At 56.5% G+C, this 18,545-nt stretch carries 15 protein-coding genes and 1 pseudogene; 6 read left to right on the forward strand and 10 right to left on the reverse strand.

Features of this window, described 5'->3' with window-relative positions; all coding sequences use genetic code 11:
* Window positions 1-89 precede the first annotated feature (89 nt).
* A complete protein-coding gene (locus tag BN3772_RS22900) occupies window positions 90-902 on the forward strand; it encodes an ATP-binding cassette domain-containing protein (RefSeq protein ID WP_042202486.1) in 813 nt (270 codons plus the stop codon).
* Complete coding sequence (locus BN3772_RS22905) at window positions 899-2,596, forward strand: ATP-binding cassette domain-containing protein (protein WP_052380657.1); 1,698 nt, start codon at window positions 899-901, stop codon at window positions 2,594-2,596. The genes BN3772_RS22900 and BN3772_RS22905 overlap by 4 nt, the downstream gene beginning before the upstream one ends.
* Here the strand turns inward: BN3772_RS22905 and BN3772_RS22910 are convergent.
* The 10 genes and pseudogenes from BN3772_RS22910 to BN3772_RS22955 all read right to left on the reverse strand — a co-directional run bounded on the left by BN3772_RS22910 (window position 2,589) and on the right by BN3772_RS22955 (window position 13,511).
* Window positions 2,589-3,452, reverse strand: a complete 864-nt coding sequence (locus BN3772_RS22910) for a nitroreductase family protein (protein WP_042202488.1) — start codon at window positions 3,450-3,452, stop codon at window positions 2,589-2,591. The two genes, BN3772_RS22905 and BN3772_RS22910, sit on opposite strands and share 8 nt — an antisense overlap.
* A gap of 403 nt (window positions 3,453-3,855) precedes the next feature.
* A complete protein-coding gene (mprF, locus tag BN3772_RS22915; protein ID WP_042202489.1) occupies window positions 3,856-6,534 on the reverse strand; it encodes a bifunctional lysylphosphatidylglycerol flippase/synthetase MprF in 2,679 nt (892 codons plus the stop codon).
* Window positions 6,535-6,718: 184 nt separating this feature from the next.
* On the reverse strand, window positions 6,719-7,072 hold the full coding sequence (locus BN3772_RS22920; RefSeq protein ID WP_042202492.1) for a FlxA-like family protein: 354 nt from the start codon (window positions 7,070-7,072) through the stop codon (window positions 6,719-6,721).
* A 101-nt stretch (window positions 7,073-7,173) separates the two neighbouring features.
* Complete coding sequence (locus tag BN3772_RS22925) at window positions 7,174-8,067, reverse strand: DMT family transporter (RefSeq protein WP_042202493.1); 894 nt, start codon at window positions 8,065-8,067, stop codon at window positions 7,174-7,176.
* Window positions 8,064-9,276 (reverse strand): annotated as a pseudogene (locus tag BN3772_RS22930) (Bcr/CflA family multidrug efflux MFS transporter). Before BN3772_RS22930 ends, BN3772_RS22925 begins: the two are co-directional and overlap by 4 nt.
* A gap of 275 nt (window positions 9,277-9,551) precedes the next feature.
* Window positions 9,552-10,370 (reverse strand): AAA family ATPase, encoded by an 819-nt coding sequence (locus tag BN3772_RS22935; RefSeq protein ID WP_042202495.1) that lies wholly within the window; start codon window positions 10,368-10,370, stop codon window positions 9,552-9,554.
* Window positions 10,371-10,854: 484 nt separating this feature from the next.
* Window positions 10,855-11,463: an alpha/beta hydrolase gene (locus tag BN3772_RS22940; RefSeq protein WP_042202496.1), complete on the reverse strand. Its 609-nt coding sequence runs from the start codon at window positions 11,461-11,463 to the stop codon at window positions 10,855-10,857.
* A complete protein-coding gene (locus tag BN3772_RS22945; RefSeq protein WP_042202497.1) occupies window positions 11,460-12,410 on the reverse strand; it encodes a ring-cleaving dioxygenase in 951 nt (316 codons plus the stop codon). Before BN3772_RS22945 ends, BN3772_RS22940 begins: the two co-directional genes overlap by 4 nt.
* Window positions 12,411-12,429: 19 nt before the next feature.
* Window positions 12,430-12,831, reverse strand: coding sequence for a DoxX family protein (locus tag BN3772_RS22950; protein WP_042202499.1), 402 nt, complete (start codon window positions 12,829-12,831; stop codon window positions 12,430-12,432).
* Window positions 12,832-13,040: 209 nt separating this feature from the next.
* A complete protein-coding gene (locus BN3772_RS22955) occupies window positions 13,041-13,511 on the reverse strand; it encodes a MarR family winged helix-turn-helix transcriptional regulator (RefSeq protein ID WP_042181529.1) in 471 nt (156 codons plus the stop codon).
* A 299-nt stretch (window positions 13,512-13,810) separates the two neighbouring features.
* Between BN3772_RS22955 and BN3772_RS22960 the strand changes: the two genes are divergently transcribed.
* The 4 genes from BN3772_RS22960 (at window position 13,811) to BN3772_RS22975 (ending at window position 17,161) form a co-directional block, all read left to right on the forward strand.
* Complete coding sequence (locus BN3772_RS22960) at window positions 13,811-14,518, forward strand: futalosine hydrolase (RefSeq protein ID WP_042202500.1); 708 nt, start codon at window positions 13,811-13,813, stop codon at window positions 14,516-14,518.
* A gap of 20 nt (window positions 14,519-14,538) precedes the next feature.
* Window positions 14,539-15,384 carry a 1,4-dihydroxy-6-naphtoate synthase gene (locus BN3772_RS22965; RefSeq protein ID WP_042202531.1) on the forward strand — a complete coding sequence of 282 codons (846 nt, stop codon included), beginning with the start codon at window positions 14,539-14,541 and terminating at the stop codon, window positions 15,382-15,384.
* Between the two features lie 142 nt (window positions 15,385-15,526).
* On the forward strand, window positions 15,527-16,348 hold the full coding sequence (locus BN3772_RS22970) for a class I SAM-dependent methyltransferase (protein WP_042202502.1): 822 nt from the start codon (window positions 15,527-15,529) through the stop codon (window positions 16,346-16,348).
* A gap of 129 nt (window positions 16,349-16,477) precedes the next feature.
* Window positions 16,478-17,161, forward strand: coding sequence for a DUF559 domain-containing protein (locus BN3772_RS22975; protein ID WP_341872590.1), 684 nt, complete (start codon window positions 16,478-16,480; stop codon window positions 17,159-17,161).
* Window positions 17,162-18,545 lie beyond the last annotated feature (1,384 nt).

An 18,545-nucleotide genomic window follows, 5' to 3' on the forward strand; every position in this document is an offset into this window, starting at 1 on the left:
CATCCGTGTCCGAATACATCAATCTTTATATTTTTGTTATAATCAAGAGCAATTACGGGCTAATGGATGTCCGGGAAGCAGGTTGAACAATGATTAAAGCGCATAATATCACCTTTTCATACCGGGACGGCCTGCGCAGGCTGCCGGTATTACAGAGTATTTCTATACATATCAGGCGCGGCGAATGGGTTGCCCTCACCGGGGCGAACGGCTGCGGCAAATCCTCGCTTGTGCGGCTGCTGAACGGCCTGAACAGCCCGTCGGCAGGCACCCTGCATGTGGCCGGACTCGATCTCCGTTCTCGGGAGAACCGCACCGCAGTCAAGCAGCATGTTCAGCTGGTATTCCAGAACCCCGAAGCTCAAACGATCGGCTCCACACCTTACGAGGATGTCGCCTTCGGCCTCGAAAACCGGGGGCTGAGCAGGGAAGAGATGGATGTACAGATCCGCCGGGTACTGCAGCAGACAGGGCTGGCCCATAAGGCAGACGAAGATATCGCTACACTCTCCGGCGGAGAACGGCAGCGGCTTGCCGTCGCCTGCTGCCTTGCCCTGCAGGCGGAGATGATTATCTTTGATGAAGCGACGTCCATGCTGGACCCTGCCGGCCGAATCCATATTTTGGCGCTGGCCCGGGAGCTGTGGCGGCAGGGAACAACGATTCTGTGGGTTACCCAGCGGCCGGAGGAGCTTGCAGAAAGCCCGAGGGTTGCCGTAATGGAGCAGGGCTCCGTTCGTTTTGACGGAGACCCCCGCACCCTGTTCTACAGCTCAGGGCTCCCGGGGCAGCTGGGCTGGGAGCCTCCGCCGGTGATCCGGATCGGACAGCTGCTGCAGTCACGCGGCTGGCCCCTCAGCGGGCTCCCGCTGTCCGAGCAGGACTTGGAGGCAGTGCTATGAGCGTTAGGGCAGAGAATGTATCGTTCCTGTACGATGCCGCTGCAGCTCTTCAGAATGTCGACCTGGAGATTCCCGGCGGCACGCTGACCGTCCTGTGCGGTGTTACGGGCAGCGGCAAGTCGACGCTGCTGCGGCTGCTGGCCGGACTGGCCGAGCCTGCTGCGGGCAGGATTGTTTATACCGGAGATTCAGGCTCAGCCGCCAGAGCCGCTATAGTATTCCAGCAGCCGGAAACCCAGCTGTTCGCCGGCAGTGTGCATAAAGAAATAGAATACGGCCTGGAGCAGCATGGCGTGCCGAAGGCCCAGCAGGCCGAACGGGTCCGCAGCGCCTTATCTACAGTCGGCCTGCCCTACGAGACCTTCGCCGGGCGGTCACCCTTTCTGCTCAGCGGCGGGGAGAAACGGCGCCTCTGCATCGCTGCCGCCCTGGCTGTCCGGCCGCAGCTGCTGATTCTCGACGAGCCGACTGCCGGACTTGATCCGCAGGCTGCGCAGTCGCTGCTGCGGCTGGTACAGCAATTGAGGGCCGAAGGCATCACCCTGATTATCGGCACCCATGATCTGGACAGCCTGCTGCCGCTGGCCGACAAAGCCGTCGTGATGCGCAGCGGGTCCGTCTATTATGACGGCCCCCCGGCTCCGCTTGCAGCAGATCACATGCTGCTCCGCGCTGCCGGGCTGGAACCCCCAGCCTATTCGCGCATCGGTAACAGGCTACGCCTGCAGGGGCTGCTGTCCGGGCAGCCGGACAGCCTTGATGCGCTGCTGGCAGAGCTGGAGCTGCTGCCTTTAGCCGCTCCTTCGGGAGACGCCCTTCCCGTGTCTCCGCTCAAGGCTTCTTGCGGCGCTTCCCAAGCGGAGACCGGCCAATTGCAGACAATTCCGGATATCGCCCATGAGGGGACTCCTACTCCTAGCCCGGCCGTACCCCGCCGGGGAGTGTACTGGCAGAAGCTGGACCCCCGTGTTAAATGGCTGGGGATGCTGCTCGGTTCACTCGTTGTCCTGGGCATGAGCAGCCCGCTGCCGCTGCTGCTGGCATCCGCCCTGACAGCTGTATTGGCCGGCTCGGCGGCTGTTCCCTGGAGCCGGACCGTACGGTTCTTCCGTCCTTTTCTGCTAATGTTCCTATTTCTATGGCTGCTGTCCGCCTTGGACTGGAGCTCACCGGACCTCACACTCGGACCGTTAGGCTTCAGCTCAGAGGGAATAGTCCGCGGCGGGCTGAACGTGCTGCGCTTTCTGCTGCTGATCGCCCTCGGCTTTCTGTTCACGGAGACAACCACCGGCGCACCGCTGCGAGAGGCGCTGGAGTGGTCGCTTGCTCCGCTGAAGCGCCTGGGCATCCGCACCCGCGGCTGGTCCCTTGCCGTGTCAGTCACACTGCAGTTCGTGCCGTGGATTCTCGGCAAGCTCAGCCAGCTGCAGCTGGCACTGAAATCACGCGGCAAGCCGCAGCGCGGTCTTACACGCTGGACTCCGCGCCAGATCAGCATGCTGGTTGTACCGCTTCTGATCCTGGTCATCGGTATGGGGGATGAGCTGGCTACCGCTGTTGATTCACGGGGCTATGACCCAAAAAAAGCCAGAACACCTTCCTATCCGCTGAACTGGCGTTCCGCAGATACTCTGGCGCTGGCTTGTGTTGTTCTTACAGTAGCTGTGCTGTGGTGGATCTCCCGGATCAGCTGAGCTTGTAGCTTAGCATATATTCAGTATGCTGGTCGATGGCACCCAGCTGCGGGTCATACACCGTCCATGTTCCCGGAATGCCCAGCTCCCGGCAGGCCAGCTCGAAATTGCAGGCGGCAATGCCGATATCGATCCGCTGCATTTCAAATCCCAGCTTGTTTCCGCTGTAATTGGGCGTATGCTGCAGGTAGAAATGTACCTGCAGCCGGTTCTCGGACAGCACAATCCGCCACGGCTGCTTATTGGAGGCCGAAGGGCCCAGCCGGACCATCTCCAGCGCCGCAGCCAGCCTGCCGGCGGCTTCCGGCACCAGCTGGTTGCCGAAGCCGGAATCGTAGAATAAATCCCGCCACGGCTTTTTCTGGTCGGCTTTGACCACATAACGCATAGTCGCATCCAGCAGCCGCTGCTTCTCACGCGGGTAGCCGAGCGGCGTAATGCAGGGAATAATCTCCCCCGGCCGGAGTGACAGCTCGCGTGCGAACGACTTACGGCTGAACGTCCCGCCGATCCAGCAGGTCCCCAGACCAAGCCCGGTAGCATACAGGATCAGCTTATGAAAAATATAACCGAACTCCAGCAGCGCCTTCTGCTCATTCTTTACTACTCCTGCCAGATAGGCCTGCGGATTCTGGATGACGCCATAGGCACCCAGCTTGACAGCCTTCCCGTCCTCGCCCCCCGCCTTGGCCCAAATCCATTCAATGCCGGCGGTCCCGCCAAAGGGACCGCGTATATTTTCTTCCTGCTGCAAATATTCCATAATGGATGTATGTACGTCTTCCCCGATCGGGGTTGTCTCATAGGTACGCACCGACTTGCGTTTCTCGATAATATCCATAACTGCCATATCCATTGATTCAGCCCCTCTTCCCTATATCATTCCGATGCGAAAAATGCATTGAAGTTAGATGTGACACCGGGCCCTGCGGCATCCGGCCAGGCGCTAAAGTTCCTTGTGTAATGCGCACAAATAGAATAGATATTTTGATCTCTGAGTCCTTGTATATCGTAACTTTTTTCACAGCCTAATTTTAACATTTATATTGGGTGATGCATAGCCGCTGGCAGTATACTCTGCGGCTTTACCGGTAATTCCGCTCACACCAGCTGCTGACCGGGACCCCATAACATCTGCCGGCTACTTATCCTCAGAGTTATACACACCTTATCCACAGCTGAGGACAAAACTGGATTTCGCTGCTAAACAAAAAAAAGGCTAAGCCCGGATATACTCCCCGCAGCTTCGCCTTTTTCCCTTATTTCCTTTGGAGTTCCTCATCAATCCGCTCCGGCTCCTGCGGATGCCGGGAGACCAGCCTGACCAGATCCAGCGTCAACACCGGCAGGATCAGGGGCGCCGGATAGGCCAGATACCTCGGCTCCCACTGCGGGCCGAACTTCTCCTTATACCTGCGCAGTCCCGCGAAGCCGTACCAGTGTCCGCCCCGTATAAAAACAAGCCGGGCAAGCTTCTCCTCCCGCAGCGCCCCGGAATTCGTGCCGACGCTGGACAGCGGGGCATTGCCGAGGTTGAACCGGGTATAGCCCTGTGCCTTAGCCCACTCCAGCAGCTGGACGAATAAATAGTCCATCGTACCGTTCGGAGTCTCCTTGCGGTGGCGCATCAGATCGATGGAAATGGTGCGGCCCCCGTCATAACCCGGGGCAACACTGGCAAAGGCGGCAATCCTGCCCTCTGCCGTGCGCAGCACAGCCACCGGAGCAAGCTGGAGATAGGAACGCTTGAACCAGCCGAGCGAGAATCCCTTCTCGTTCCGCCCGTCCAGCCACTCCTCAGATACAGAGCTTAGCTCACGCAGCAGTTCCCCGCTGAGCGGCGCTTCAATAACAGCGAAGCTGTAGCCTTCGCGTCCAAAACGGTTGCAGACACTGCGCAGGCCTGTGTTTTTGGATCCGCTTAGTGTAAAGTCCGCCAGCTGAACCACCGCCTCTTCACCCAGCTTGAAAAAACGGTATCCCTGCTCATGATAGACCGGCAGAAGCTCAGGTGTCGCCTGGTAGAATACAACAGATAACCCGTAGAGGTCCGCCGCCCTCCGGAACTCGCTGATTGCCCCGTTCAGCAGTTTCCTTGGACCAAGCGGATCACCAAGCACCACAAGCTTGTCCCTTGAACGGGCAAAGGGAAGCAGGACTTTACCGCCAGCAGCCCAGTAAAAGCGCTTGTCACCCAGAAACAGCATATGGGTCAAAGCATTGCCTGTAGTGCCTGCCAGGAATTGCGTAAGACGCTCCATGTCCCTGTCACCCAGTATCTCCTCCGCTCTCCGCTGCGGCCGCAGCAAGAACAGCATGGTTACTGCCAGCCAGGATAGAACAAGGCCCCCGGCAGCCGCAATGGCCGCGTTGCCATGCTGCTGCAGCCATTCGGGCTGCATACCGGCCGGCAGAACCTTCATGAACCCGCGGTGGACATAGCTTCCCAGCAAGGAATAGCCCAGCGCAATCAGGGAAGTCAGTAACAGCCACAGCAGCGTGCTCTGATTGTTGACCGGTACGCCGATTCTGTAGAATCTTGATCTGGAGATCCACAGGATCAAGGCCACCACCAGCAGAAATACAGCCTCCTCATAATCGAGACCCTTGGTAAATGCGAACACAGCCCCGCCGCACAGCAGTACGCTTGTCCAGATATAAGCTCTTCTGACCCGCAGGGAGATGCCTCTTGACAGCAGAATCAGCATAAACCCGATCAGCACGGACAAATGATGGGAGATACGCATAATGGGCAGCGACAGCAGCTCTTCGGTCACCTTCAGCCGGTACAGCAGCTCGGGAGTCGCCGCAGACAGCAGCAGCAGAAGCCCGCTGGCCAGCACCAGCTTGCCGAGCGCCCAGACGCCAAGATCACTCAGAAATGTGTATTGGCCGGGCCAGCCCCAGATTTTTTGCCAGATATTAAGGACCGGTTCAACAAACTCCCCTTCCCGTCCGGCACTCCGCCTGCTCTGCAGCCCAAGCTCGAGTGCAGCCAGCACAAGACCGATCAGCCAGGGCACGATGTAATAGAACAGCCTGTAGATCACAAGCACCGCCATCGCCTGGTCACTGCTGTGCCCGAGCTGGGTAAGTCCAAGCAGCGCAATCAGATCGAACGCCCCGATACCGCCCGGAGCCATGCTTAGAATCCCCGCTACCGCAGCAACAACATAAATACTGAACAGCACGCTGAATGCTGCACCACCAAGCATCTGGCTGCCGATCACCCAGAAGGTGATGCCGGCTGTCAGCCATTCAAGCAGCGATGCCCCCACCGAGACCGATACTGTCATCCACGGGGTTCTGCCCCCTCCCCGGTTAATCCACTTCGCAAACAGCGAGGAACGCTGAACCATCACAAAAAAAGGCAGGTAAAGCGCCATCCCCCATACCGCAAAAACCAGCCACTCATGCTCGCGGAGCAGCCCTCCGGCAGGCAGCAGACCGCTGAGAGTTCCCCAGGACAGCAGGGACAGGCCGGTTATCATCAGCGGAGAGAGAAAGACGAGCGCCGGGGTAAGGGAGGCAGCCGGTACTCCGCTTTTTTTATAGAGCAGTGTGCGCAGCCCGATGCCGGCGATTCCGGCGAAGCCGATCAGATTATTAAAGGTATTGGCAATCCACGCATAGCGGAAGATGCTCCACGCCCCCACCTGAAAGCGGAAATGACGGCGGATCAAGTAATCGTAAGCGCTCATGACAGCCACCGACAGCAGCGCGGCAGATATCATTGCTGCAACTGCACCAGCCGACATATGCCGGAGCTCGCGGATGGTAAGCCCAAGATGCACCTGCTTCAGCTCATGCTGACCCTCCCAATAGACCAGCCCGATGATCGCCAGCGGAAAAAACGCCCTTACCGCCCTGATGCGGTAAATATATAAAAGCAGCCGTACAATACGGAAACGTTCCAGTGTCTGTTTTATTGAATGCATAAGTGCCTCCTGCGTTACTTCGGCCGCGTATGTAATGAATTGGACCCTTCCACAGCCTCTTCTTGCCTTCATTATACCAATTACAGGAACGTTAGGCTCGCGTACGGCCGCACAAAAAAGAGGACTTCCCTCACGGCAAAGGATGTCCTCTTTCTGGAATAGCTGCTGTGGTGCAGATGCAGGATCAGACCCGGATATCGAATCTGCCTTCGCTGTCGGTTGTCGCAGTTGCAATCTGTGCTGCGCTGGCAGCCTTCAACAGATTGTTGTCTGCAGGTTTTTCAGACTGTGCGCTTTGAGCCGCCGAAGAAGAACCGCTGCTATTGGACTTTTGGGCGATCTGCGTTTCAATCTGCTTAATCTGCTGCTCGAGCTGCTTTGTTTTGGTTTCCTTCGTCTTCTCATCGTCCTTGCTGGCTTCGACCTTTTCAAGTTCGGCCTCCAGCTTCGCTTTTTGCTTCTCAAGTGCGCTGGTATCAGTAGCGCTGGATGAGGTGTAGGAAGTTGAAGCTGTGGACGTTGCGGATGAAATATTCAATCCTGTTCCCCCTTTCACCATTCAATATATACCCATTAGCAAAATGTAACGTTAAAATGGGCTGAAAGTTTGCTGAAAGTGAGGGATGGCAGAGCAGCCTGCTACACCTGTTTTTCTACTCCCGGAGCTGCCGCCGGACGGGGTCTACGGTTAATCAGCAGCACGCCCAGCAGAATAATCACAAGTCCTGCCAGTGTATTCACATAGATAGGCTCATTCAGAAAAAGCGCGCCCCACATCAGCCCGAATACCGGCACCAGAAAAGTGACGCTGACGGTCTTTACCGCACCTACACTCTGGATCAGGTAAAAATACAGGAGATAGGCCACAGCTGTGCAGATTAGGGAAAGCCCGAGGACAGAGTATACGGCTGCGGCTGAAGGCAGCTGCTTCGGGGCAAAAATGACTGCCAGCGGAAGCAGTACAACGGCGGCTCCAAGCTGCTGGCCGGCTGCCAGCGTCAGCGGAGCCAGCCCGCGGCCCGCGCGCGCAGCGTACAAGCCGCCGAAGCCGTAAGCCAGCGCAGCACCGAGTGAATAGAGCACGGACAGCAGCGTTGTTCCGGTAAGCGGAACAGGACTCCAGCCGACCAGAACCGCTACGCCGGCCAGGCCTATAATCAGCCCGATGGATTTGGACAGCCCGGGTCTCTCATGCTTGATGCCCCAGGCGGCAAGCGCCGCAAACATGGGGGTAGTGGCATTAAGAATGGCTGCCAGCGAAGCATTCAGCTCCAGCTCGGCCATACAGATCAGCGTGAACGGCAATGCGGCATTCAAGGCGCCGAGCAGCAGGAACGGCTTCCAGTGCCGGAGCAGCGCCAGCTGCTTGCGGGTTATCTTGGCATACAGCAGCAGCGCCGCAGCTGCCAGCGCTACGCGGAGCTCGGTTGTAAACACCGGTCCCAGCTCAGGCGAGGCAATCCGCATAAACAGGAATGATGCGCCCCAGGCAAAGGCCAGCAGCAGCAGTACGGTAAAGTCCTTACGGCTCATCTGCGTCCCCCTTCCCTGCCTCTGCAGAGCAGCAGGTAGGACAAAACGGACAGCAGACCGGCTGCCGAAATCACAACAGCCATCGGAACCGCCGTTCCCTCGCCGCCAAGGCCGACCAGCGGTGCGACACAGCCGCCCAGCAGCAGCGGCAGCAGTCCAAGCAGCGCTGATGCACTGCCAGCCGTCTCCGCCTGATCCTGCATAGCCAGCGAGAAGGTTGTCGTACTGATCATCCCGACGCTTGCGACAACGGCCAGCAGACAAAACAGAATCGGCCACAGGCCCGCTCCGGCGAGAACAGCGGCCAGCAGCAGCACTCCGCCCAGCGCACAGAGCAGCAGTCCGACGGCAAGCAGCTTACGCTCACCGTATCTTCCGGATAATCTGCCGGCAATCTGGCCGGTAACAATAATGCCGAGACCGTTCACGGCAAAAATCAGGCTGTACAGCTGCGGAGAAACCCCGAACATATTTTGCAGCACAAAGGAGGAGCCGGAAATATAGGCAAACATCGCCGCCATTACAAAGCTCTGTGACAGCGCATAGCCCATAAACCGCTTGTTGCGGAGCAAGCTGCGGAAGGTCAGGAGCGTGCCCTTCAGGCCGCTTTTTACGCGGCGTTCCTTAGGCAGCGTCTCCGGCAGGCGCAGTACAATCATTGCGCAAAAAAGCAGGCCCGCTACAAACAGCACAATGAACACGCCCTGCCAGTTCGTTACTCTCAGCAGCTGTCCGCCGATAATCGGGGCGAGGATCGGCCCCAGCCCGTTTACAATCATCAGGAGCGAAAAAAACTTGGTTAATTCTGGGCCGCTGTACAGATCGCGGACCGCAGCGCGGGAGATAACCACGCCCACAGAGCCCGCCAGCCCCTGGATAAAGCGAAGCACAATCAGCACCCCGATGGACGGGCTGAAGGCACATAGCAGGGAGGCTATCGTATAAATCAGCATCCCGATCAGCAGCGGACCCCGGCGTCCGTGCATATCGCTAAGCGGTCCTGCTGCCAGCTGGCCTGAGGCCAGTCCCAGCAGAAAGAAGGTCAGACTAAGCTGCACCAGCGCAGCGCTGGTGCCAAAATGCCGGGCAAGCTCCGGCAGCGCCGGCAGGTACATATCGATCGACAAACGGGCCGATTGTAGCAATTGCGCCCAGAATAACAGCCAGCTGCAGCCGCTGGCTGCGGGAGGGACCTTCTGCCGCAAGCATGCGGCTATCCATTTTTTCTCTAATCATGTTACTGTGACGCCAACCTTTCTGCAGCAGCCTTTACGGCCTGTTTTTAGTAATCTTCATACTAACTGATGAGGGCCGGAGTATTCAATGCTATTTTCGCGGAACTGCACCAGCCCTTGCCCTGCTGCGCATCAATATCAAGCGGAAACATAAGGATTATTGATAACGTAGAGCTTATACATTCTTATATTCAGAAAGAAAGACCCCGAGGGGCCTTCGCCTGCACCCTGCCGGAGTCTCCTGTACACTCACTTCACTCTGACCAGATTGTATTCACCGAATGCTTCACGAATCAGACCGGAATCCAGCGCAATATCCGCTATAATGGCCTTACGTCTGGCCTTCAGCACAATCTGCTCGATATCGGCAAAGCTGCACCCGGCCAGCAGCTCCGCTGTCTCCTCAACCAGGCCGGCTGATTCCCGGTCACCGCCGACCAGTAGTCTGGTGTATTCCAGCCTGCCCGCCTCATCCGGCGGCGAATACGTCATTCTTGTGTCAAAACGCCGCCAGACCGCCGGGTCCAGCTCCTCCTCCAGATTGGTTGCGGCAATAAATACACTCTCACCTGCGAACTCATCAAGGCATTGCAGCAGGGTATTGACGACACGCGCCATCTCCTTCACCTCATCTCCGGAGTCACGCATCCGTCCCAGCACATCAAATTCATCAAGAAACAGTACACACGGCACCCCGGCAGCATAATCAAAAACCTTCCGCACATTGCTGGCCGTCTCCCCCAAATGGCTGTGAATTACCGTATCCAGACGGACCAGGACAAGCGGCAGGTCCAGCCGGCGGGCCAGGTGAAAAGCAGTCAGCGTCTTGCCCGTGCCGGGCGGGCCGAACATCACCAGCTTATTGGGCAGAGGCACATCTGCCGCTGCGAACCGCTCCTTCATGCCGAGGATCGTAATGAACTCATCCACAATCGTACGGTTCTGCCGGCTCAGCACAATGTGCTTTGCCTTCCGCGCGCATTCCTTTGGCGTATACACACTCGCCATATCAAGCCCCTTAGCCCGGGGCAGCCGGGCTTGGCTGTTGTTTTTTTTGCTGCTGTTCACGTTAGGTCGTGCTCCTTATGCTTATAGCCGGATATGATTTTACCTAAATAGTAATATTTACGATTAGAATCATAGCAGAGTCTGGAGCAAAATGCTACCCGGCGATTGCGCCACAGCAGCTGAGTAACGCAGGGTACGGTTAAGCATCGGGCTTCTGGGGCTGGGCCGAGGTTGGGCCGCATGGGCTACATTAGTGGGATTATTCCCCTTGGTCGCACCGGTAGGGGGCTGGTTGAGCCCGGTTAGTGGATGATCCAGCGCGGCTGCCCATGTTTATTAGTACACAAAAACCGCCCGCAGGAGCTCCCATGAGCTTCAAATCCCTCATGTCGGCGGCCCCGCGGGCAGTTGTGTTATAGGCAATCATGTTACTGGTGTTAGTCACTACTATATGAACAACCGATAGCCCTGGTCCTGCTGCTGATACTAATGGTATCCCTGACTGTAACACCATATTCTCTGCAAGCCGACTGCGCGCCCAAGCTTACTTGCCCTGCTGCCCAAGCCAGCTTCTGGCTGCTTCGACCTCTGATGTGCTCAGGCGGTGCCCCTGATTGCCCCAATGGGTAACAACCTCAGCTCCGGCGGTCTGCAGCAGCTGCCCCAGCTCCTCTGTCTCCTCAGCCCGGATCAGCGGGTCATTCGTGCCGGCACCGATGAAGACCGCAGTATCTGCAAGAGATGGCAGGTCAAGCCCCCGCAGCGGAACCATCGGATGCAGCAGCACCGCAGAGCGGAAAACCGGCCCGTAGTGGAACAGCAGGCTGCCTGCGATATTGGCTCCGTTGGAGTAGCCGACGGCAACGAGATTGCTGCTGTCGAAGCCGTACTGCTCCGCTGCACTGTCCAGGAACTGCTTCACCTCATGAGTGCGGAAGATGAGATCCTCCTCATCGAACACACCTTCGGCGAGCCGGCGGAAGTAACGCGGCATGCCATTCTCCAGTACGTTACCCCGGATTCCCAGAACCGAAGAGCCGGGAGACAGCATCTCCGCCAGCGGAAGCAGATCGTGCTCATTGCCTCCCGTACCATGGAATAATACCAGAGTCGGCCGGCTGGCATCTGTACCCTTTTTAAAAACATGAATCATACCCGGTTCACCTCCACTTCACGAATCTCGAATGGACTCAGCTTCGCTTCAATTACCGCACGGTTTGGTTCAAACCACGCCGGCAGCATCAGCTTCTCACCCAGCTTGTCAGCATCCTCGTCCCGGGCAAAGCCCGGAGGATCGGTAGCAATCTCGAACAGGATGCCGCCCTCCTCACGGAAGTAAATGGCGTTAAAATACTGGCGGTCCTGCACCGGAGTCGGCTGATAGCCGTGGTTCTGCACAACATGTCCCCACTGAAGCTGCTCGGCATCATCCTTGGCACGCCAGGCGATATGATGCACGGTACCTGTACCGCCGCCGCCTTGCGGCACCGGGGTCCCTTTCAGATCAATAATATTGCCGATGTCTGCTGAGGAACGGTAACGGATATACCCGTCGCCCTCGGCAATCTGCTCAAGGCCAAGCGTGCGGGTCAGCGTATCTGCTGTCCGTTCAGGGTTTGTGCTGTAGAGAACAGCTCCGCCAAAGCCCTTAATCGCATGCTCGGCAGGAACTCCGCCGAATGACCAGGCGCTGAGCGCACCAGCCTCCCGTTCCACCAGCTCGATCCGCAGGCCGTCATAATCCGCGAACGACAGGTACGATTCCGCAATCCGCGTTACCTTGGTCACCGGAATCCGGTAGTCAGCCAGCCGCTGCTCCCAGAAGCCCAGTGAACCGGCCGGTACAGCATAGGTAGTTACTCCAACCTGGCCGCCGCCGATTCTGCCTTTGCGTCCGGTTGCCCAAGGGAAGAAGGTGATGATAGTACCCGGAGAACCCTGCTCATCCCCGAAATAGAGATGGTAGACCTCCGGGACATCAAAGTTAATCGTCTTTTTTACAAGTCTGAGCCCAAGAATGCCGGCATAGAAATCAGCATTTTGCTGCGCATCTCTGACAAAAGCGGTAATATGGTGAATCCCTGCAGTTTGAAGTGTCATTATTCCATCTCCTTATAGATTAGTTGAACAAGAGGGCATCCAGCGAAATCGACCCGGGTCCGGTCAAGGCAACAGCTACTGCGACAACCAGAACAGTCAGCGGGAACTCAATTCCGTTAGCCGTCGACCAGAAGCCGTTTGGAGCATGAACCTTGATAATTGCCCCGAGCATTGTAGCCGCAATCAGGACCGCCGCCACCGGTGTCAGCAGTCCTGCTGCGAACAGCACCCCGCCAGCAAGCTCCATAATTCCAGCCGTGACTGCCATCGCAACCCCCGGTTTAATACCAATGGATTCCATCCAGCCGCCCGTTCCTTTGGGACCGTATCCTCCGAACCAGCCGAACAGCTTTTGCGCACCATGCCCGATAAAAGCAACACCAATTACCAATCTGAGTAACAATAATCCTACACTAACCATATTAAACACGCTCCATTCTCTTCTTTTTAATTATCTTAACATTAAGATATGGTTCAAAAATTTTTAGCCTTCTTAGACTATTTTTATCTCTAACTTCTAACTAAACGCCCGGTGGATCAGGCAAAGCCCAGCAAGCTCTTGGTCCGGGTTGGCCTGTCAGGGATAAGGCGGCAGCCGGCGTGCTGCACCGTATAATCTGTTAAAAGATGCTACACGCCCTTACCCAGCTTCTTAAGCAAATCGATCGTCTGCCCCTTCTCATCCTCATTAAGCCCGCCCATCAGCCCGTGGATCGAAGCCACATGCTTAGGAAAAATGTTATCGAACAGCTCGCGGCCCGCCTCCGTAATCTCAGCATAGGTCACACGGCGGTCTTCATCACAAGGTACACGCTTCAGCAATCCCCGCTTCTCCAGCTTGTCGATATTATAGGTAATACTGCCGCTGGTTACGAGGATCTTCTCGCCGATCTGCTGCAGCGGAATCCGCGTCCGGTGGTAGAGTACCTCCAGCACCATGAATTCAGCCGAGGCCAGGCCGTGGCTCTTCATATCCTTAACCGCATGATCCATCAGGCTCTTATATGCTTTGGATAACACAACGAACAGCTTCAATGATGCCGCCTGATCCAGATCGGGACTGCCGGTTGTTCGGCTTATAAGTTCATTATAGTCACTCATCTTACACACCTCCGCTCTCTATACTGTCCGGTCACTCCGGCGAATGAACCGTCCCTCTGATATGTCTTTAAGTTAATTATCTTTAAGTTGAGATAAATATACTCCCTATATTCTATATTGTCAACAGCCTGCGGCAAAATAAAACCTGCCCGTTTGACCTCCCTTTCAAAACGGCGTATCCTTTGGGTTACAGTACCGGGGAAACCCGCCCTTACTGTGTCTGATTAAACCGGATTATTACACACTACATATAGAAAGCAAATACATCCTATTCTCTTCTATGGAAGGAGACCTCTCTTGTGGAAAATAATACTCAACCCCAGTCCCTAACTGCCGCAGGCCGGGCAGCGGCGGGACAAGCCCCGGCTCCGCGCGTGCTGATCGTAACGGCAGTCGGGGCTGAGCGCGAAGCGGTCCTGCGCGGCCTGGGCGGCAGCGCCAGGTTCGAGGTGATTGCGGCGGGCGCCGGCACCGCCGCGGCGGCGGCCGGGACGGCCGCTGCCCTGGCAGCCGGGACCTACGGCTGCGTCCTCAGCGCCGGGATCGGCGGCGGGTTTCCGGGGCTGGCACCCGTAGGCTCGCTGGCCGTCGCCAGCGGGATGATTGCCGCCGACCTCGGGGCCGAGACGCCGGAGGGCTTCCGCAGCGCTGCCGAGCTCGGCTTCGGCAGCAACACCGTGCCGGCGGCGCACGGCACGGCCTTGGCCCTTGCGGCCGCGCTTGCAGCGGCCGGCCTTCCGGTCAGCACAGGTCCTGTGCTGACCGTATCGACGGCGACCGGCACCGCCGGGACGGCCGCCGCCCTCGCCGCGCGGCATCCCGGTGCCGTCGCGGAAGCGATGGAAGGCCACGGAGTCGCCGTGGCCGCCCAGCGGTTCGGGATCGCAGCGCTTGAGCTGCGCGCGATCTCGAACCCGGTCGGCCCGCGTGACCGGGCCGCGTGGCAAATCCCTGCAGCGCTGGACGCGCTAGCGGCAGCCGCCGCTATACTATTGGAGGTGCTGTAATGCCAGCAACAACAGATCAGTTGAACATTGCTTTTTCCCCATGCCCGAACGACACCTTTGTGTTCTACGCTCTGGCACACGGGCTGGTGCCGGGTGCACCCAAGCTGAACGTGACCTTTGCGGATATCGATATTACTAACGGGCTGGCTGCTGACGGCGCCGGACCCGAAGTGCTCAAAATCTCCTACGCCGCCCTCCCCTGGGTGCTAGACCGCTACAAGCTGCTGCCCTGCGGCGGCGCGCTTGGCCGCGGCTGCGGGCCGCTTGTGCTGACCGCCGGCGGCCAGGGTAAGATCCGCCGTCCGGCGGATCTGTCGGGCCGCCGGATCGCCGTGCCAAGCGAGCGCTCCACGGCTTATCTCCTGTTCCGTCTGTGGGCCGCACAGCAGGTGCCGGGCGGTCCCGGCGAGATTGTCGTCATGCCGTTTGACGAGATCATGCCCGCCGTGCGGGACGGGCAGATTGATGCCGGACTGGTCATTCATGAAGCGCGCTTCACCTACAGCTCCTACGGCCTGAACATGCTGACTGATCTCGGCAGCTGGTGGGAGGGGGATACCGGCCTGCCGATCCCGCTGGGAGCAATCATTGCCCGCCGTGATCTTGATGACGAAGCCATTACCGGCTGGATCAGAAGCTCGCTTCAGTTCGCCTGGGACCACCCTGCTGACAGCGGCTGCCGCGACTTTGTACTCAGCCATGCCCAGGAGCTGTCCCCTGAGGTAGCCAAGTCACATATTGACCTGTATGTGAACGGGTTCTCCATGGAGCTCGGCGAGGAGGGTTACGCCGCGATCTCGGCGCTCCTGAACCGCGCAGCTGCTGAAGGTCTTGTACCGGCGGTTGATCCGGAGCTGCTGCGCTGACCTGTATCTATATTAACGGTCAGCCCCAAACAGTCAGTCCGGGCTTTTATCCTGTCTGAACCATCTTTATCCATAAGTTTCCGGGACCCTTTTGCTTAACCAGCCTGCAATCAATCTAGTATTACAGATGGGAGAGGATTTGATGATTCCTGCCGGCAACAGCAAGCAGAATATTGACCGCTTCTTAGGCTTTCAAAATGAATATGACCGTTTCCGCCCGGAGGCTCCGCCGATTATAGTAAGCTTATTGAGCAATTATCTGGGCGGAAAGCCTTCAACCGTCGCTGACATCGGCTGCGGAACCGGTTTATCCACTTTCCTCTGGAAGGATGCCGCAGATTCTGTAGTCGGAATTGAGCCCAATCCCGACATGCTCAGTAAAGCAACAGAGAAGCTGGGACAAGACAGCAGCATCCAGTCTGTGTCTTTTCAGCAAGGCTACTCCACTCAGCTGCCGTTTGATTCCGGCAGTGTCGACATTATTACCTGCTCCCAGTCCTTTCACTGGATGGAGCCGGCCGGCACTCTGCAGGAGATCGCCCGCTGTCTGCGCCCCGGCGGCGTTTTTGCCGCTTACGACTGTGACTGGCCGCTGGTGCTGCAGGCTGATATTGAGAACAGATACAACCGGCTCATCACCTCTGCCGACAGCTTGCTGGCTGAGCTTCAGCCTGAGGACGAACGTGCTCATAAATGGGATAAGGAAGGGCATCTGGCACGGATTCAGAGCAGCGGCCACTTTACTTTCGCCCGGGAGGTTGTATTCCATAATACCGAGACCTGCGACGCTGCGCGCTACGTTGGTCTGATGCTGAGCCAGGGCGGGCTGCAGAGCGTGCTTAAGCTGGGGTCCACCCTGCTCAACGAAGGTATCGCCGAATTCACCGCTGCGGCGGAAGATTATTTCGAAGGCCGGACTCTGCCGGTCATGATTAGCTACCGGATGAGGCTCGGCATCAAATAATACCTGCTTTTATCAGCTTTATCCTTTCCAAAAGCTGCAAATTAGCTTATACTGACTGCAACGAGACGAAGAACGTCCCGGCTTAATCCCTTAGGGGAAGCCGGGACGTTTTCTATTTTTACGGGGAGAGTGAGCTTATTGCTATTTGAAGACGCACACCGGCAATTTGTCGGGGAACATCTGGCCAAACGGCCTTCCGGGGAACGGCGGGGACGGCTGGAACGGGGACATCAGCATGCGGAAATATTATTTCTGCGCAATGTGTGGTGGCCGCTGAGGGGGGATTTCTCCAAGCTGCATCCTGAATATGAGGTTACAGACTGGCGCGGCAGATCTTATTTTGCCGACTTCGCCTGGCTTCCCGGCTACATCAGGCTGCTCATCGAGATCAAGGGCTATGGTTCCCATGTGCGTGACATGGACCGCAATAAATACTGTAATGAGCTCAACCGCGAAACCTTTTTGCAGGCGATGGGGTACCGCGTCATCTCCTTTGCCTATGATGATGTCGAACAACGTCCCGAGTTATGTATGACCTTGCTCCAGATGATCCTGGGCAGATACCAGGCTGCCGATGCTCCCGCCTCACGTCTGCAGCTTATGGAGCAGGAGACCATCCGCCTGGCTATCCGCCTGACCGGAAGTGTCCGCCCCCGGGACGTTGAGCAGCATTTCGATATTGATTACAAAACCGCAGTCCGGACGCTGCGCAGTCTTTGCGGTAAAGGCTGGCTAATTCCCTCCAGCAGGGGCAATCAGGAAAGAGTAGTCCGTTATGAGCTGGCACACAGTGTTCTGGATTACTTTAACTAGCCGATGGTTAACTGGTTTATGATCATCGTTGATCGTTAGCTGGCTGGTCGTTGTGGATGGTCATCGGTGAGTAGTTATTTGTGGCTTGTTGGGTGATTGGCTCACCGGTTGGTTAGTTCATCGTTGGAAGAGTATGGTTAGACGTTGGTCGGTATGGATGGTTGGTCGTTAGTCGTGGCTGGTAATTGGCTGGCCGGCTGGTTGGGGATTATGGTTAGTCTTGGTTGTTGTGGATGATTGGCGGATGATGGTTTGGTAGTTAGCGTCTTGGCGGTGATCGGCTGGTTGGCTGATCGTTGTTGGATTATAGTTAGTCGTTGGTTGTTAGTGGATAGTTGGCGGATGACGGTTTAGTAGTTAGTGTCTTGGCAGTGATCGGCTGGTTGGTTGATTGTTGGTGGATTATGGTTAGTCGTTGATTGTTAGTGGATAGTTGGCGGATGACGGTTGGTCGTTGATTGATGGTTGACTGAGGGGCAGCAGCTGGCGCGCGTAATTCTAACTTTGAGGTATTGCATTACGCTGGCGCTATGCCAAAATAACAATCACCCGGCTCACGTAAGGCATCCGCCCTCAAAACACACTATCTCCCGCGCTGGTTACCTTCATGAGGAAACATTATGCGGAAAAAGGCAACCTATTCATCTCGATTTAGCGATTCTCGGGCCTTTAGTTTGATAAAAGCAACCTATTTGGCCTATTACTCCTCTTTTTCCCTATATATGGACGAATTAGATGGACTTTTTCTAACTATTCCCTTTACTAAGCTGATTACTGGCTATTTAGATGGTGATTTTCCACCTAATCTAACAATCACCCGGCTCACGTAAGGCATCCGCCCTCAAAACACACTATCTCCCGCGCTGGTTACCTTCATGAGGAAACATTATGTGGAAAAAGGCAACCTATTCATCTCGATGTAGCGATTCTCGGGCCTTTAGTTTGATAAAAGCAACCTATTTGGGCTATTACTCCTCTTTTTCACTATATATGGACGAATTAGATGGACTTTTTCTAACTATTCCCTTTACTAAGCTGGTTACTGGCTATTTAGATGGTGATTTTCCACCTAATCTAACAATCACCCGGCTCACGTAAGGCATCCGCCCCCAAAACACACTATCCCCTGCGCTGCTTACCTTCATGAGGAAACATTAAGCGGAAAAAGGCAACCTATTCATCTCGATTTAGCGATTCTCGGGCCTTTAGTTTGATAAAAGCAACCTATTTGGGCTATTACTCCTCTTTTTCACTATATATGGACGAATTAGATGGACTTTTTCTAACTATTCCCTTTACTAAGCTGATTACTAGCTATTTAGATGGTGATTTTCCACCTAAATAGCCAGACCGCGTGGGGGAAAGGGTTACGGGTTACGGGTTA

Origin of the sequence: Paenibacillus camerounensis (assembly GCF_000723885.1) — a bacterium.
Classification (GTDB): domain Bacteria; phylum Bacillota; class Bacilli; order Paenibacillales; family Paenibacillaceae; genus Paenibacillus_AQ; species Paenibacillus_AQ camerounensis.